The 15138-nt window shown below is 59.5% G+C and carries 15 protein-coding genes; 8 read left to right on the forward strand and 7 right to left on the reverse strand.

Going from position 1 to position 15138, the window contains the following annotated elements:
* The first annotated feature begins 35 nt into the window (after nucleotides 1-35).
* Nucleotides 36-641, forward strand: a complete 606-nt coding sequence (locus ACZY0R_RS06240) for a response regulator transcription factor (protein WP_488857611.1) — start codon at nucleotides 36-38, stop codon at nucleotides 639-641.
* A gap of 288 nt (nucleotides 642-929) precedes the next feature.
* Here the strand turns inward: ACZY0R_RS06240 and ACZY0R_RS06245 are convergent, their stop codons facing one another.
* Nucleotides 930-2090, reverse strand: a complete 1161-nt coding sequence (locus ACZY0R_RS06245) for an alpha/beta hydrolase family protein (protein WP_488857612.1) — start codon at nucleotides 2088-2090, stop codon at nucleotides 930-932.
* Nucleotides 2091-2322: 232 nt separating this feature from the next.
* Between ACZY0R_RS06245 and ACZY0R_RS06250 the strand changes: the two genes are divergently transcribed.
* A complete protein-coding gene (locus ACZY0R_RS06250; RefSeq protein WP_488857613.1) occupies nucleotides 2323-3162 on the forward strand; it encodes a helix-turn-helix domain-containing protein in 840 nt (279 codons plus the stop codon).
* 86 nt (nucleotides 3163-3248) lie between these two features.
* Here ACZY0R_RS06250 and ACZY0R_RS06255 read toward each other — a convergent pair whose 3' ends face one another.
* From ACZY0R_RS06255 to ACZY0R_RS06265, 3 genes are read right to left on the reverse strand one after another with little or no spacing between them, the layout of a single operon-like run.
* Nucleotides 3249-4397, reverse strand: a complete 1149-nt coding sequence (locus tag ACZY0R_RS06255) for an acetamidase/formamidase family protein (protein ID WP_488857614.1) — start codon at nucleotides 4395-4397, stop codon at nucleotides 3249-3251.
* Between the two features lie 42 nt (nucleotides 4398-4439).
* The gene (locus ACZY0R_RS06260) at nucleotides 4440-5087 is read right to left on the reverse strand and encodes a c-type cytochrome (RefSeq protein WP_488857615.1); all 648 of its coding nucleotides are present in this window, start codon (nucleotides 5085-5087) and stop codon (nucleotides 4440-4442) included.
* A gap of 34 nt (nucleotides 5088-5121) precedes the next feature.
* Nucleotides 5122-6117 (reverse strand): Bug family tripartite tricarboxylate transporter substrate binding protein, encoded by a 996-nt coding sequence (locus ACZY0R_RS06265; RefSeq protein ID WP_488857616.1) that lies wholly within the window; start codon nucleotides 6115-6117, stop codon nucleotides 5122-5124.
* A gap of 293 nt (nucleotides 6118-6410) precedes the next feature.
* Here ACZY0R_RS06265 and ACZY0R_RS06270 point away from each other — a divergent pair, with 293 nt between their 5' ends.
* Nucleotides 6411-7175 carry an alpha/beta fold hydrolase gene (locus ACZY0R_RS06270; protein ID WP_488857617.1) on the forward strand — a complete coding sequence of 255 codons (765 nt, stop codon included), beginning with the start codon at nucleotides 6411-6413 and terminating at the stop codon, nucleotides 7173-7175.
* A 137-nt stretch (nucleotides 7176-7312) separates the two neighbouring features.
* On the opposite strand, the gene ACZY0R_RS06275 is transcribed toward ACZY0R_RS06270, so the two are convergent.
* From ACZY0R_RS06275 to ACZY0R_RS06285, 3 genes are all read right to left on the reverse strand, one after another.
* Complete coding sequence (locus ACZY0R_RS06275) at nucleotides 7313-7972, reverse strand: GlcG/HbpS family heme-binding protein (protein ID WP_488857618.1); 660 nt, start codon at nucleotides 7970-7972, stop codon at nucleotides 7313-7315.
* Between the two features lie 32 nt (nucleotides 7973-8004).
* Nucleotides 8005-9114 (reverse strand): porin, encoded by a 1110-nt coding sequence (locus ACZY0R_RS06280; RefSeq protein WP_488857619.1) that lies wholly within the window; start codon nucleotides 9112-9114, stop codon nucleotides 8005-8007.
* Between the two features lie 240 nt (nucleotides 9115-9354).
* The gene (locus tag ACZY0R_RS06285) at nucleotides 9355-9990 is read right to left on the reverse strand and encodes a sensor histidine kinase (RefSeq protein WP_488859533.1); all 636 of its coding nucleotides are present in this window, start codon (nucleotides 9988-9990) and stop codon (nucleotides 9355-9357) included.
* Between the two features lie 368 nt (nucleotides 9991-10358).
* Between ACZY0R_RS06285 and ACZY0R_RS06290 the strand changes: the two genes are divergently transcribed.
* The 5 genes from ACZY0R_RS06290 to ACZY0R_RS06310 all read left to right on the forward strand — a co-directional run bounded on the left by ACZY0R_RS06290 (nucleotide 10359) and on the right by ACZY0R_RS06310 (nucleotide 14999).
* Nucleotides 10359-11015, forward strand: a complete 657-nt coding sequence (locus ACZY0R_RS06290; protein ID WP_488857620.1) for a response regulator — start codon at nucleotides 10359-10361, stop codon at nucleotides 11013-11015.
* 122 nt (nucleotides 11016-11137) lie between these two features.
* Nucleotides 11138-11278: a hypothetical protein gene (locus tag ACZY0R_RS06295; RefSeq protein ID WP_488857621.1), complete on the forward strand. Its 141-nt coding sequence runs from the start codon at nucleotides 11138-11140 to the stop codon at nucleotides 11276-11278.
* Between the two features lie 612 nt (nucleotides 11279-11890).
* A complete protein-coding gene (locus tag ACZY0R_RS06300) occupies nucleotides 11891-12772 on the forward strand; it encodes a hypothetical protein (RefSeq protein ID WP_488857622.1) in 882 nt (293 codons plus the stop codon).
* A gap of 512 nt (nucleotides 12773-13284) precedes the next feature.
* A complete protein-coding gene (locus ACZY0R_RS06305) occupies nucleotides 13285-14166 on the forward strand; it encodes a hypothetical protein (protein ID WP_488857623.1) in 882 nt (293 codons plus the stop codon).
* The gene (locus tag ACZY0R_RS06310) at nucleotides 14163-14999 is read left to right on the forward strand and encodes a hypothetical protein (RefSeq protein ID WP_488857624.1); all 837 of its coding nucleotides are present in this window, start codon (nucleotides 14163-14165) and stop codon (nucleotides 14997-14999) included. The genes ACZY0R_RS06305 and ACZY0R_RS06310 overlap by 4 nt, the downstream gene beginning before the upstream one ends.
* Nucleotides 15000-15138: the final 139 nt, after the last annotated feature.

Below are 15138 nucleotides of genomic sequence, written 5' to 3' on the forward strand. Positions count from 1 at the left end.
GAAGTCCCTCCCCGCCTGCGCTACCAAGGACCACCATGAACGATGCCCGCCGGAAGATCCTCTGCGTCGAGGACGATGCCGAAACGGCCGCGCTGATTGCCGAAGAACTGATCGAACGGGGCTTTGCCGTCAGCACCGCGCACGACGGCCAGCAAGGCCTTGCCGCCATCCTGCGCGACACGCCGGATCTCGTCCTATGCGACGTGAGTATGCCAGTGATGACGGGTTTCGAACTGCTCGAAAAGATCACTTCGCTGGCGCCGCGCTTCGCCGACATGCCCTTTGTGTTCCTCACGGCGCTGGCCCAGCGCGAAGCCGAACTCAAGGGCCGCAGGCTCGGGGCCGACGACTACGTGACCAAGCCGGTCGATTTCGACATCCTGACGAGCATCGTCGAAGCCCGCCTTGCCAGGGTAGCGCGCACGCGGCCGGGCTTGCCGGCCGTGCAGCTCAGCGACCGGGAAGTGGAGACACTCGTGTGGTCCGCACGCGGCAAGACCTCGGGAGAGATCGCCACCATCCTGGGCCTGTCCAAACGCACGGTGGACTTCCATATCGACAATGCGCGCCAGAAGCTGGGCGTCGCCACCCGCATCGAAGCTGTCGTCAAGGCCGCGTCCGCCGGCATCATCAAGCCGTAGCGCGCCCGCGCGTTCGTCACTGGCAACGGTTGCAGCGTGGCGCCCTTCGTCGTGCGCGGATCAACCTTGTGATCCATCTCTCCGCGCGTGTAGATCATCGTCCTGTCGTTGTTTAGACCAGGGAAGAACTGCACATCGAATCCGTTAGCGTCGAAGGGAAGATTGATGGGCGTCTTTTTTCCGTGGTCGTAGAAGAACAGTTTCCCAAGGAAGCCTGGTGCAATCAGCCAACCTTCGCAGGCACCGCTGTAGCGGAGGTCCACCTCCGCTGCATAGGGATGCCGACGCCTACAGGCGTTCGGAGAACCAGTCGCAGATCATGCTAAGCGCGGGTTCCGGACGGTCCAGCTGTACGTGCGCGGCGCCGCCCTCTTCCTCCCTGAAGACCCGCAGCACCTTGTGCTCCGAGCTGACTTCGGCAAACAGTTCCTCGGCCTCCCCAAGGGGGGTCTGACGGTCGTGCTCACCATGAACGATCATGAAGTCGCACGTGATGTTGGAGGCCACTCCCTTGAGCCGGAAATGCTCCAGCTTGTCGAAGGCCTGGTCCCAGTTCTCGACCCCCATGATGCGCAGGAAGTGCTTGCCCGTGGTACCGAGCGCGGCGTTGCTATCGAGTTGCTTGATGCCTACGCCCTTTTCATAACCCACGCGGCGCTGCCAGCAAGCGTAGTAGTCATAGATGGCGGCCCAGGCGACGCAAGCCTTGACCCGCTTCTCGAAGCACACGGCGCGCGGCGCGTAGTAGCCTCCCATGGACGCCGCCATCAGCCCGATGCGGGATGCATCCACATCCGCCCGTTTCGATACGTAGTCCACGACCGCGCCGAGGGCGATCTCCGAATCGTGCCTGGCCACGAGATTCTTCAGACGCAGTGTCGCGCCTTGTCCTGGGCCGTCAAAGCCCATGCAGTTCATACCGCGAGCCGAGAGGGCACGTGCCACGTAGAACATTTCTTCCTTGGTGCCGTCGAGTCCATCGTGCAGCAGTACGGTTGGCGCGGGCGAACTGGCATTCTGTGCCTTGACAAAATAAGCCGTGATAGCGGAACCGTCGAAGGGAATATCGAATATCTCAACTTCAGGCGTCGACAATTGGGCGAAGCGTTCAAAACACGCCAGATGCTTGGCATAGGCCACAGGGGCGCGGGCATCGTCAGGATCCAAGAATGCCTCTGTCCATTGGTAGTACTGTGCTGCACGAAAGTACGCTTCCCTGGCGGTCACATTCTTGCCGTCGCGTGCGGCCTCGATGGCAACCGCCTCGACCTGCCCGGAAAGTTGACCCCAAGCCTTGTACCAAGCCTCCGCATCGCCCGCCGCGCCCGTCCGCGATGCTTCATGAAGGTTGCGGCACGCCCAGTCGACCTCACCAAACAGCCCTCCGCCCGCCAGGCAGCGAAGGACTGACAGAGACCACATATAGTTGCCAGGAAAATACTGAAACATACCATCTCCAAGTTTTGTAGGTCGTCGGCTTCAAGCGGTGAAAATGTATGCAAACATGAACACCGCAATGACACCGTGATTCCGCAGGGAACTACCTATTGTTGCGGCCGCCCCCTGACACGTAGACTCTAGAGAGATTTGACTGTATCGGCATACCCCAACGATCATGATAATTACCGGATCGTCCGATGAAAGCCCATCAAACACATAGTGGAGTTGCTGGAGATTCACCATGACGAAGGACCGCCTGATTCGCATTGTGCGAGGTAACTTTGGCCGCGCAACTTTGCACCTGATCGAGGGCCCGCTGGTTTCCCACGCGCATGCTGAATTCCACCTCATCTTTAAACTTGGCGGTGCCGATGCGACCTTCGTCGCCGACGGCGAAACCGTCCGCGTTCGCGATGGCTCCGCGCTCGCTTTCAATCCATGGGTCCCGCACTTGAAGCTCGACAGCGATGGAGAGCCTTCGCTCCTCTTGGCGTTGTTGATCGAGCCGGAATGGCTTGGCAATGCCATGGGCGTAAGCAATCCTGCATCGGGTTGCCATTTCTGCAGCGCCAGTGTGGAGATAAGCGAAAAGACCGCTGCCGACCTGCAATGGCTGGCAACGCTGATGGCGCAGCACGGTACTGATGACAACGCGAACGACGTCGAAGTTGTGCTGGCAGGCCTGATTCAAGGTGTAGCCCAGAACCATCTGCGGCAGCGGAACATGACCGAGATACTGGCCAATTCGCGACCGCTGGATTTCCGGGTTCGCCGGGCTGCCGAGTACATACGCCAGCATGCCTCGGAAAATCCAAATGTGGAGCACGTGGCCGCCGCGGTGGGCATGTCGCGCAGCCGGCTGTTCGATCAGTTCAAGGCTTGCATGGGCGTGTCACCCCAGCAATACCTGGACTGGGTCCGGGTACGCCACGCTACGCGACTGCTGGCCCAGCCCGGCGTGAGCGTCGGCCAAGTCTCGCATCAACTGGGATTCAGCGCCCAAAGCCACTTCACTCGCTTCTTCGTGCAGCACCTTGGCCTGAGTCCCACCGAGTTTCGCCGGAATGGGGCATTGGCCTGAGCATGCTCAGGCACGCGGGGACAACCCGCTCCCTGGGAATACAAGGGCGGCCGCATGGCCGCCCCGACACTGCAGAAAGCGGTGCGTCAGGCCCGGAGGGACTGCGAGATCCGGTCGCGAAGCGCTTTGCTGAACGCCGATTTCGGCATCATCCCGTGCACCGTCTTGGACGGAATCGCACTATATGCGGTAGCCGTCTGGTTTGAGTACTGCGTGACCCGAAAGCTGGCCAAGATACTCGATAGCGAATAGACATCCTGGGGCTCGATGCCGGAGGCCGGGCTAAGCCACGCGATCATCTGGCGCACGCAGGCGGTGAGCGCGTCATCCAGATTCTTGCCAAAGCCCAGCGTTATCCAGTGCGTCGGCGTCTCCGCCATGGGCTGCACGAGGGGAATTCTCTTGTGCAGAAAATACTGGATCTGCAAATCCTCCATCGCAGTTTCAATGGCCGTCTGATTCACGACGCCGTCGCCTTGAACCGCGTGCGAGTCGCCTGTCCAGATAAACCCTCCCGGCCGCTGCACCGGCAGGAAGAGCGACGTCCCCTCGACCAGTTCCCGCAGGACGAGATTGCCGCCGTAAGGCCCGCTCAAAATGCCGCTGACCGGCTCGTCACCCGCTGGCTGAGCCGCCATGACACCCTGGAATGGTGCGAGCTTGATCTGTACGCCGGGCGCAAACTCGGTATGGCGCCGCGACTCGTCGAACTTGAAATACCGCAGATAGGGCTTGTCGAAATCGCCAGGCAGCGCGCCAACGCCCTTGGGCGCAGAGTTCCAGCCCCATTCGATTGGCCGCAGCTTTACCATCCGGCACTCGACCACATCTCCAGGCATCGCGCCACGGATTTCCACGGGGCCTACGTTGGAGTACGGCCCCTGGGGAAACCGCTTTCGTACCGGCTCGCGCTCGTCATAGGCCATGCCATACCTGGCCCCGTTAGCCCAGTTCACCCAGGTATTGGGATAGGCGACAAGGTCGCCGGAGTCGATCGTGGCAACGGGCGCCGCTATTGGATCGAGGATACCGACCCGGACCGATTCTTCGCTCGAGACCACGCGGTGAACTGCCCGTGGCTTCGTGACCGGCAGCGGCTCGGCCGCCTCCTGCCCCGCAATCGAAGTAGGATTCCTGACCGTCGCGCCAAGAACGTTCGCCGAGATCGCTCCCAGCCCCAGGGAACCTGCCGCCTTCAATAGCTGCCGTCTGTCAATAATCGTGGGATTTTTCATTGATCCTCATCAGGTTTCCGTGTCGCGCCGACAATCAACTTCCTACTTGAGCTGCGCAACGTACTGTGCAACTGCCGAGATTTCCTGCTCCGTCATCAAGGGTACGAGAAGGCTCATCAGTTTTCCCGGGCCGCCTCGCGTCCCGGACTTCCATGCTTTGAGCTGCCCGACCACATACTCCGGATGCTGACCCGCTATCCTGGGGAAATCGGGGGCGATCCCCTCGCCGTTCGGCCTGTGGCAAGACACACAGGCTGGCAGGCCATTGGCGGGATTCCCCTTCCAGTAGACCGACCGGCCAGACTCGACCAGGGTAGTATCGGTTGCCTTCCCCGGACCCGGGAGCTGTCGACTGTAGAAACGCGCCAGCGCCTTCATCTGCTCGTCGTCCAGACTCTGTGCGATTGGCCCCATCACCTCGCTCGTGCGCAGCGGCCGCCCCCCCGGGCTGCCCTTGAATTGTCCTAGTTGCTTGTATAAGTAGTCTTCGTTCTGACCAGCCAGGTTTGGAAATCCCCCGCCTGCGCCGGTGCCGGCCGGACCATGGCATGCCGCGCATTTCTGCGCTGCGATCTGCTCCACCGGCGTGCCACGCGCGGCCTGCGGTGTCTGCGCGGAAGCTACGCCGAATGCGAGCAGCAGGACACCCGCTGCGGCTACGCCAAAACGGAAAATGCCAGGCAGTCTCAAGTTGCTATCTCCTTGCATCCGACAGACATCCGCGTCAATTAATATAGCCACCGGTTCTGGAGACAATCGCCAGGGACTTGTTGGTCTCCGCCCTCACTCGGCTGGCCAGCGCATCCGCTCCATCCTGGCTGAAGCTTGCATCGACACTCAGCTCTGCCAGATGCCTGCGAACCGCCGGATCGTTCAGGATGGCTTTCGTTTCCGCACGCAGGCGCGCAACCGCCTCCCTGGGCGTCCCCTTTGGCACAAACATGCCATACCAGACGGTAACGTCATAACCGGGAATGCTCTCGGCCACCGTCGGGACATCCGGCATCTCCTTGAGTCGCGTTGCCGTACCTACGGCCAGCAGCTTCAGCTTTCCCGCCTTGACATGCGGGATGTACTCCAACAGCGGTCCCGTGGCCAGATCGATATGGCCGGCGATAATGTCATTGATCGTTGCCCCGCTGCCCTTGTATGGAATATTGGTGATGTCGACATTCGACATCGATTTAATCATTTCCAATGGATAGCCGGTCGGGCCACCGTAATTTATCTTTCCCGGGTTGCTCCGGGCATAGGCAAGAAGCTCTGCCACGGTTTTGTAGGGTGCGTGCGGATTCGCGACAAGAACCAGCGGCGATTCACCAAGGGGCGCCACCGGGACGAAATCATTCGACAAGCTATAAGGGAGCTTCCTGTAGTAAGCCGCATTGACGGCGTGAATACTATTCAGGATTCCGACGGTATGCCCGTCAGGTATCGCTTTTGCAAGTGCGTCGGCACCGATATTGCCGCTTGCGCCAGGCCTGTTTTCCACTATGACCGGCTGGCCGAGTATCTTTCCAAGCCGCTCGGCAAGCATCCTGGCAAGTACGTCATTGATGCCGGCAGGTGGAAACGGGACAATGAACATGATCGGCTTTGTCGGCTTCCATTCGCCGGCAGCCTGAGCCATGGATGACCCCAAAAGCAGGCCCGTAAGGGCTGCACACAACGCTACACCGGCTTTTCCCGCGCGCAGGATCGATCTCTTCTTGCAAAACATGGGATGTTGCCTCCTCATTACCAAAGCGGTTCTATACTTTATCATTTCCCCGCAATACTGATTTCCAAATCCTCCGGATATTTACCAATTCGTCCACTCCATCCTTAATTCTTATTTTCCAAATAGCTATTTAAACATTAACCATGTAGACCGCAAACCCAACATCCGATGACCTTACATCGCCAACAATCCCGCGATTTACCCGATCATCCGACACTTGATCTCGGATTGTTTCGTTGCAATCCTATATGTTGCAAGATATGGAAATCATAAACAATCAGAGGACAACTCGGATGAACGAGAACTCGTACACGCTGATCGGTTACGGTCCAGTCCCGGTGATTGCCTTGCACGGCTGGTTCGGGCATGCCAAAGCTTGGGGACCCTTCCAGGAACTCCTTGATGTCGAGAAATTCTCCTATGCCTTCCTCGACTACCGGGGTTATGGCGACTCGCGCGAGATGGCTGGCGAGTTCAGCATTGCTGAAATCGCCGACGACGCCCTGCGGCTCGCGGATCGGCTGAACTGGAAGCGATTCTCCCTGCTGGGCCATTCGATGGGCGGCAAAGCCATGCAGGGCGTGGCAATCCGTGCGCCGGAGCGCGTGGCGGCCATGGTGGGGATCACGCCTGTCCCGCCAGGTCCAGTCGTGTTCGACCAGGCAACGCGTTCTTACTTCGAGAGTGCCGCGCACAATACGCAGGCGCGCTACGGCATTATCGACAACACAACAGGGAAACGGCATTCGAGAGTTTGGCTGCAGGCAATGGTCCAAGACTCCATCCTTCATTCAGAGCGGACTGCATTCGAGAGGTATTTTCGCGCTTGGGCGGACACCGACCTGTCCGCCCAGGTCGCCGGAAATGAAACGCCAACATTGCTGGTGGTTGGCGAGCATGACCCCTCGCTTACAGCTGCCTTGATGGAAAATACATACGGCCGGTTATATCGCAATACTTCGCTGGAAGTCATCCGGAACGCCGGCCACTATCCAATGAACGAAACGCCGGTGAACCTGGTTTCGGTCGTCGAGTCATTCCTGCAAGGCCAGCGCTAAGCCGGCGAAAGGGGGAATACGGGGGGCCAGCCTGACTGGATGGCGGACCGGCGCATCCGGTCGTTCGGCCTCAAGTCGGGCTGGCTTGCCGTCGCGGACATTTGGACTCACCGGAATGCCAGCGGAGAGCCGCGGTTCTACGGCGTTTCGCTTGCCCCGATCGCAGAAATTCCATGCCGCGCAGTCTCCTCGTCGGCGTCCGAAGCGCCGCCGCTGACACCAACAGCCCCTGCGAACTTGCCTGCCACAAAGACCCCGAGCGAGCCTTGGGACGGAAAAAGCGGCCCCCCATAGACCAGACTGCTCATCTGCCCGAAGACGATAGGGTTGGCCTGATAGCGCTTCACCAGTTCCGCACCCGACGCGCCTCCAGTGGCTGCGGTGGCCGCTGCCTTGCCGCGTGCCACGTCAAAGGTGCCAAAGGGGGCACCGTCCATTCTCACCCCGGAGAGAAAGTGGCCGCCCGCGTCGACGACCACGATACTCACTGCCATCCTGTTCTTCGTCGCGTACTGCATGGCGGCCGCGATCAGTTGGCTGGCCCGTGCCAATTCAAGCGACTGGGCGTGGGCCTGCATCGAAAAGAGCGAGCTGCACATAAAAAGTGCAGCAATCGCACGACGAAACAACCAATGCGCACAATCAGGCATGTCACTCTGTTCCTTGCGATGCGGAAGTGAAGCAAGGGATCCTTCCTTGCCATGTAGATAGAGGCCAGCCTTCCAATGCGGGCCAGCCGGCACAGTGTGTGCGCAGTCGGACGGAGGGAACAGACGCGGATTTATCGGATCGTCCAATTCTTTTCCTTCCGTGCCTTGCTCGCGCGACCTCAGAACAGATGCCGAATGCCCGCCATCACGCCGCGCGGATCGGATACGCTGCTCTTGCTGACCTGGTTGGGGATATTGGAGAACGTATAGTTGGCCAGGTTCGTGTTCCAGATCTTGCTGGCGTTGGCGTAAAGTGTTGTCCGCTTCGAGGCGCTGTACTGGTAACCGATTGACAGTTGATCACCACGATTGCCCGTGTTCGTTGTCCACTGGGTGCCATAGGCAAGCAGTACCAGGCTATTCGCCCCAAGCGGTGCCGTCAGGCCGAGTTGCCATCCGCGATCCCTCAACTCAGCCTGGGCCGGCCTGTAGAGAATTGCCTGGCGTACATTCGCATAAACCTTGACCAACGTGAAGTCATAACTGGCCCCCAACGCCCGCTCGTCACGATCCATCCCGTCGACCGCGCCGATACTGCTGGTCCGTTCATAGGCCAGTCCCAGCCATAGCGGCCCGCGGCCATAGTTCAGCCCCAATGCCTTGATCCGATCGGCATCCTTTGGCGCCGATGTACGTTCCGAACCGAAGGAATAGATCAAGGAGCCCTGCAAGCCGCCGTAATCGGCGCTCTCGAAGCGAACCGAATTGTCGGCTCGCGCGGTCAGGCTGCTGCCCGCAGGGCCGCTGTTTTGCAGGCGCCCAAGCGGGCCATACGGGGAAAAGCCAAAAGCGGATGCCGCCCCTTCAATATAGTAGATCGGCGTATTCTGACGCCCAAAGGTCAGCGCCCCCCATTTGACACTGCTCAAGCCGACCCAGGCCTGACGCCCGAACAGCCGCCCGCCTTGTTGCAGGGTTCCACTGTCGACGGCCAAGCCAGACTCCAGCGCGAATACCGCAGCCAGTTCATTGCCCAGCTCTTCCTTGCCTCTCAGCCCCCAGCGGGACTGATAAAGGCCTCCGTCTTCCAGGCGCGCCACACTGTTGCTGCCGGTCTTCACATATTCCACGTACGTGTCCACGACACCATACAGATTCACACCGCTTTCGGCGTTCGCTAGCGCGGGACCCATCAACACCACTGCCGCTAGAACTCGTGCCTTCCTCATCCCTTTCTCCTCCGGCTTTATGCTTGTAACGTTAAAAACTTGCCAGTCTGGTTTCTGCATCTTCACACCACGTCTTCGGCATTCGACGTGGTCGCGTATCGGCAGTAGGAGATTAAGGTGCGACGGGCTTAATTGCCTATCCCAATCGTCGCATGGCTTGCGGTTACGTCCAGAAAGACAGGACCGTTAGCGTGGGAAGCGAAAGAAGCGCGTATTCCGCACAGCCTTATCGACAACGGCCATTCTTCTTTCGTCGTATGTATGCGCGGGGCGCTTACGCGGCGCTCGCATTGCGCGCCATCACGGCTGTCGCCAAGCCTGATCGCAGGACTGCCTCGCGATAACCAGCTCAACCACGGTGCCCTTGCCTTGGGCCGCATTTAATACGAGCCGGGCACCGATCTCCTCGGCTCGCTCGCGCATTCCGGTGAGGCCGAATCCGGACGTGGCCGCCTTTGGATCGAAACCCATCCCGTTATCGAGAAACGCCAGGCACAGTGCATCGGGGCGATACGCCAGATTGACGCAAAGCCGCGTGGCCCCCGAATGCCTGGCGGCATTGGCGAGCGCTTCCCTGGCTATCAGTCTGACGGCTCGCTCGGCATCCAGCGATAGACGCCACTGGTCGCCCCTGACATTGACTTGCACCCGGATTGGGAACGGCGCATCCCCGCTGCGCAAGCAAACGGCCAAGCGTGCGCCCAGGCAGGCATCCCGAAACGCCGCAGGCGTCCGGAGCGTGCCGATAGCGACGCGCGTTTCTTCCAGCATTTGCTTGAGCAATGCCTGAGCCCTGGATATCTGCTCCGCCCCCGGCGCGCCGTCGCTGTGTTGAATGGCAGCTTGCGCTCCGCGCAGCAACAGCAGCGTGCCAGTCAGATTCTGGGCCAGCGAATCGTGCATCTCGCGTGCAATCCTGGTGCGCTCCTTCTCCACCGCCAAGGCGCACTCGCGGCATGGACGCTGTCCGGTGCCTCTACCGCCGCGCACGGCCGAGGGCGGCGCCGTGCAGGCCCTCTGTGTTGAGTATGGGCATGGGGAGTAGCGAGATCTACGCATCTTTCTTTTCCTGCTGGCTGGCCCGCTGGCGTCGACTTCATGGGCCAGTTCAAGCGTAGTCAATGCTGCACTTACTGCCTAGTGGCGCGGCGGACCCGGGCGTGACGCGCCCTATACTGCAATCAGCACATCAGGCATTGCGCAAGCCAGTGCATAGCGCGATCGCACGTCGTGTGCCGACTGCTGCTCTATCGCCGATGGCCTGCCTGTCTGCGATTTTTGTCCGAGCGACAAGGGAGCCGCGAATGGATACGGATACGCCACTTCGAATCCTTGTTGCCGACGACCATCCGGTTGTCAGGCAGGGCATCGCAGCCTTGATTGCCAGCGAACCCAGGCTTGGTCTCGCAGGTGAAGCCGCATCGGGACCCGAAGCCGTCATCGCCTATGGAAGGCTAAAGCCGGACATTGTGTTGATGGACCTGAGCTTGCCGGGAATGAGCGGCATCGAAGCCATCGCTTCCATTCTCCGTTCGGATGCCGCTGCGAAGATCATCGTGCTGACCGTCTTTGACTGCGAGGCCGATATTTCCAATTCGCTCAGAGCGGGAGCAAAGGCCTATCTGCTCAAGGACGTGCCCACGACTGAGCTGATCGATTGCATCCTGGCCGTCGCCAATGGCCATCGGTGTCTCGCGCCCGCGGTGGCGGAAAGGCTCGCAGAAGGCTTGAATGCCCAGGAACTTTCAGAGAGAGAATGCGAAATCCTGATGCACCTCGCGGCCGGCAAGAGCAACAAGCAGATTGCAAGATCGACGCTGATCTCGGAAGGAACCGTGAAGTTCCATGTGAACAATATTCTCGCCAAGTTGGGGGCCAACAACCGGATGCATGCCGTGGCCATGGCTATCAAGCGTGGCATCGTGCATGTCGGCCCGGCTCACGACCTGATCAAATGGTAGGGGCCTCCACCTAACCGGCGATGGGTTTCGGCTCGCAGGTTAAGTGGTACTGTCAGTCGTGGCCTGTTCAACCGGCATCGTTGCATTGGCAACTGCCGGCAAGAGTCGCTTGGAGGCATATCATGGCACGTCTGATTGCTCTTTCAGTCCTTGCAATACTGGTCCTGGGCACGCATGGCTGCGCAAGCGCAGGCTCGAAACCGGATGGCTACCAGCGGACCGGGCAAAGCATCTACGACTACGACCTGAACAAATACTTGTAGGTGCCCGCATGCCGGTGCGGCACTTCAAGTTGACAGTGCCGCCATCACCCATAGAAGCGATCCTCAACACCGGATTGCGCGACGCAGACGTCACGGCTCCACTGTGCCCCCATCCGCCATCGGCAACTCTCCTCGTCGCTCCGCACTCATCCCGTACGCCTGCGGCTGCCGGTGCGTGTCGAGGTTGAACATGGCGCGCTTGTAGACCTCGCGGAAATCCAAGTCGCAGCGGGCGATAGCGACCGGCCAGCGCCTCGCCAGAGGGCGCGACGATGCAGTTGCCGCCAATGCCGTCCACGCCCTCCTCCATCCCCGCCTTGGCCACGCCGACCACCCAGGTGCCGCCCTGGTAAGCGCCGGCCTGCATGGTATCGGATGAATCCGCGACAGATTCGGAAGTTTCCCAAACGAAGCTGGGTGCGGCCTTGATACGCTACCTCCATCCAAATTCATCGCTGATTTCTTTGGATGCTCCCTGGCGGACTCTTCAACCCGTCAGTTTCGGCCCGGCCGCCTCATACGTGGAGCCGGGCATCTTTTCAAGGGAGCGCGGTAGCCATTGCCTTCGCGCCATAGACAGGCGGTTGCCGGATAACGAAAAGCGAAGAGGCCATGCGCATGTTGATCCGTTCATCAATGAAGCCGACCACGCGACGTCGATTGCTCGATGCGATGTTGCTTGTCGGCGCGATCCTCTTTGCCACGGTTTCGCTCTGGGCCTATTCCCAGGAACGTCATGATCTGCCACCGTTTGACTACGAGAAGGCAAAACAACTCTCGCAGGAGAAGCGGTCGGAATATGAACGGAGTCTGTTCAATGAACTGTACTTCTGGAACACAGGAACGCCGAAGTACATGGGTAATGACGGGACCAATCGTCGGGAGGCAGATTGGTTGGCCATGGCCCAGGACGGCTACGAGTTGGCCTATATCACGTTGCAAGTCCTGCAGCCGTCCACGGGGATCCGTTATGCGGTTGAGAAGCCCTTGGCCCGGCTCACCGAGCTAGCGGAAGGCGGAGACGCTGGGGCCATGTGTTTGTACACCCATCTCATCGACAGAGATCCCAAGGGCGGCGAAGCAAAATATGTTGACCCGGCATTTTCCTATAAGCGACAAGGCGCAAGGCTCGGACACCCAGCCTGCTTGCAGGATACCGGCTACTTTCTCATGATCGGGATACACGGATTTTCAAAGAACGTGCTGGCGGGCTTTGAGGAGGCCGTTCGGGCGGAGCGCGCGGGATATGACGGTGCTGGATCGATAGCCGCCTATCTTGCTCGGCAGCCAACTGAGAGCGATGTCGCATGGACCAGGTACTACTGCTGGGAGGCGCTCGCCAGCCAGCCGAGCGATTATGCGGACCCTGGAATTGTGTTGCGCAAACTGAGAGCCGATACAAGTAGACCTGGCAATCACGCCCTTTCAAGCAGGCTGGAGAACTGGAAGCCGACGCTGGATGAATGCGTGGCCTTTAAGCTCGGAGATCAATGATGGCAGGACCGATTGCGCAATGGAGATGTGAAGAGGTCGGCTGCATACTCAGCTTAATCACTGGCAGCAGAGTGTAGTGCATTTGTCGAAATACCATGCTCGTCCGGAGCAAATTGCTAGCGCCGAGATCAGCAGGCTCGCCGCCGTCAAACAGTACAACGACTTCTAGATACTGCGAAGCGGGACTACACGAAGGCTGGCCACTACGAGGCACGGCTTCGCAACGATCCGAATCTATCGGCACTCGAGCGCCGGTAATTGCAAGTTACGCGCGATGCACGCCGGAGTCCGCTTCCGGAACCATCGAAGAGGGTCGTGCCGCCGCTTGCACGAGCGGAACTGGAAAGAGCCCGATCGCGAGATGGGCACGCCAGAAACGATGTCGGACGAATCCGCGACAGATTTATCGCTGATTTCTCTGGATGCTCCCTGACGGATCCTTCATCGGCCCCAACGCCTCATACGTGGAACCGGGCATCTTTTCAGGGGAGCGCGGTAGGGGGCCATGCAGCATGCTGATCCGTTCATCCATGAAACCGACCACGCAGCGTCGATTGCTCGATGCGATGTTGCTTGTCAGCGCCATCCTCTTTGCCACGGTTGCGCTCTGGGCCTACGCCCAGGAACGTCGTGATCTGCCGCCGTTTGATGACAGGAAGGCGAAAAGCCTGACGCCTGAAAAACGAGCGCAGTATGAACGAGATCTGTTCAATGAGGTGATGTACTGGAACTCAGGCTCTCCGAAATACAGGGAAAGGGATGGATCTGGAGCTCGCCGTCGAGAGGCCGACTGGCTAACCATGGCGCGGGATGGCTATGAGTTGGCCTACATCACCTTGCAAGTTCTTCAGCCGCCCTCGGGAATCCGCTATTCGGTCGAAAAGCCATTGGCGCGGCTCACCGAGTTAGCGGAAGGCGGAGACACCGGGGCCATGTGTTTGTACAGCTATCTCATTGACAGAGACCCCAACGGCAAGGAAGCCAAATACATCGAGCCGGCGTATTACTACAAACGACAGGGTGCAGAGCTTGGACACCCAGCCTGCCTGCGGAATGTCGGCTACTTTCTCATGACCGGGATACATGGATTTCCAAAGGACGTGCCGGCGGGCTTTGCGGCGGCTGTTCGGGCGGAACGTGAGGGATATCAGGGAGCTAGCGCAATAGCCGTGTACCTTGCTCGGCAGCCAACTGAGAGTGATGTTGCATGGACTAGGTACTACTGCTGGGAAGCACTTGCCAGCCAGCATAGCGTTTATGCGGATCCTGGAATTGTGCTGCGAAAACTGAGAGCCGATACAAGTAGACCTGTCCATCAGGCACTCTCAAACAGGCTGGAGAACTGGAAGCCAACGATGGATGAATGCGTGGCCCTCAAGCTCGGAGATCAATGATGGCAGGAGCGATCGCACAATGGCAAAATGAGGAAGCTCGGCTACATGCGCAGCTTGATCATTGGCTTCAGAATGTAGCGCACTTGAAGGGAAACAATGCTTCTGCGGAACGAATTGCTAGAGCCGAGATCAGCAATCTTTCCGCCGTCAAACAGTACAACGATTTTCTAGATACTGCGAAGCGGGACTACACGAAGGCTGGCCACTACGAAGCACGGCTTCGCAACGATTCGAATCTATCGGCACTCGAGCGCCAGCAATTTCAGATTACGCGCGATGCGCTGAATACCCGGGCCGCAGCGTTCCAGCAGTTCGCCAGCGAAAACAAACTACATCCGGCATCCGCTATTCCCGTTCATGCAAATGGCAAAGTCTACTACGACAACGGCCAGACCGAGTGGGACACAGGCACCGCGCGCGGGATCCTTGGCTCCGCCATCGACAGTAGCAAGGCCGTGGCCTCCACAGGACTCGCGTGGATCACCCCCACTAACGCCACGAACCAACTGGCTTGCGCCGAGGGCTTTAATAGTGTTGTGGGCGCTGTGACCAGCAAGGTCCTGCCGAATCCGCGCGGCGCAGTGAATCCCGCCGCCGAGAAAGCACTGGAAGAGGTCTGGGGACAAGGCAAGGGTGGCGTGATGAAGCCGGGCGACGGCATCTGCAAGATGCTGTACCCGAAAGACGACCCGCATGTACAGGACATGCGGAAAGCCGGGCTGATCAGCGCGTTGGAGCTTCCCGGCGAGTTCGGCGATCAGTACGTGGTGCTTGATATCCCCGCCGAAGTTGTCGCCTATGGTGTAAGCGTCGCGTACATGCCGGCGAGATGACGGCGGAAGCAGCCTACGCCATGCTTGGCCCGCAGCGAAACGCGGTGCCCGGGCATGCGCTGGGCTTTCTTCCAGGCGAAGGCATCAATGAGTTCGAGTTCTTCGAGCTTGCGGGGCCGGCGGATCCCCTGGTGCTCGA

This window comes from Cupriavidus sp. F041 (genome assembly GCF_057814235.1).

Excerpts from the sequence above, each read along its gene's own strand:
- ACZY0R_RS06280 (WP_488857619.1), bottom strand. The coding sequence starts at position 9,114 with ATGCAGAAACCAGACTGGCAAGTTTTTAACGTTACAAGCATAAAGCCG.
- ACZY0R_RS06245 (WP_488857612.1), bottom strand. The coding sequence starts at position 2,090 with ATGTTTCAGTATTTTCCTGGCAACTATATGTGGTCTCTGTCAGTCCTT.
- ACZY0R_RS06295 (WP_488857621.1), top strand. The coding sequence starts at position 11,138 with ATGGCACGTCTGATTGCTCTTTCAGTCCTTGCAATACTGGTCCTGGGC.
- ACZY0R_RS06290 (WP_488857620.1), top strand. The coding sequence starts at position 10,359 with ATGGATACGGATACGCCACTTCGAATCCTTGTTGCCGACGACCATCCG.
- ACZY0R_RS06310 (WP_488857624.1), top strand. The coding sequence starts at position 14,163 with ATGATGGCAGGAGCGATCGCACAATGGCAAAATGAGGAAGCTCGGCTA.
- ACZY0R_RS06305 (WP_488857623.1), top strand. The coding sequence starts at position 13,285 with ATGCTGATCCGTTCATCCATGAAACCGACCACGCAGCGTCGATTGCTC.
- ACZY0R_RS06300 (WP_488857622.1), top strand. The coding sequence starts at position 11,891 with ATGCGCATGTTGATCCGTTCATCAATGAAGCCGACCACGCGACGTCGA.
- ACZY0R_RS06270 (WP_488857617.1), top strand. The coding sequence starts at position 6,411 with ATGAACGAGAACTCGTACACGCTGATCGGTTACGGTCCAGTCCCGGTG.
- ACZY0R_RS06250 (WP_488857613.1), top strand. The coding sequence starts at position 2,323 with ATGACGAAGGACCGCCTGATTCGCATTGTGCGAGGTAACTTTGGCCGC.
- ACZY0R_RS06240 (WP_488857611.1), top strand. The coding sequence starts at position 36 with ATGAACGATGCCCGCCGGAAGATCCTCTGCGTCGAGGACGATGCCGAA.
- ACZY0R_RS06255 (WP_488857614.1), bottom strand. The coding sequence starts at position 4,397 with ATGAAAAATCCCACGATTATTGACAGACGGCAGCTATTGAAGGCGGCA.
- ACZY0R_RS06265 (WP_488857616.1), bottom strand. The coding sequence starts at position 6,117 with ATGTTTTGCAAGAAGAGATCGATCCTGCGCGCGGGAAAAGCCGGTGTA.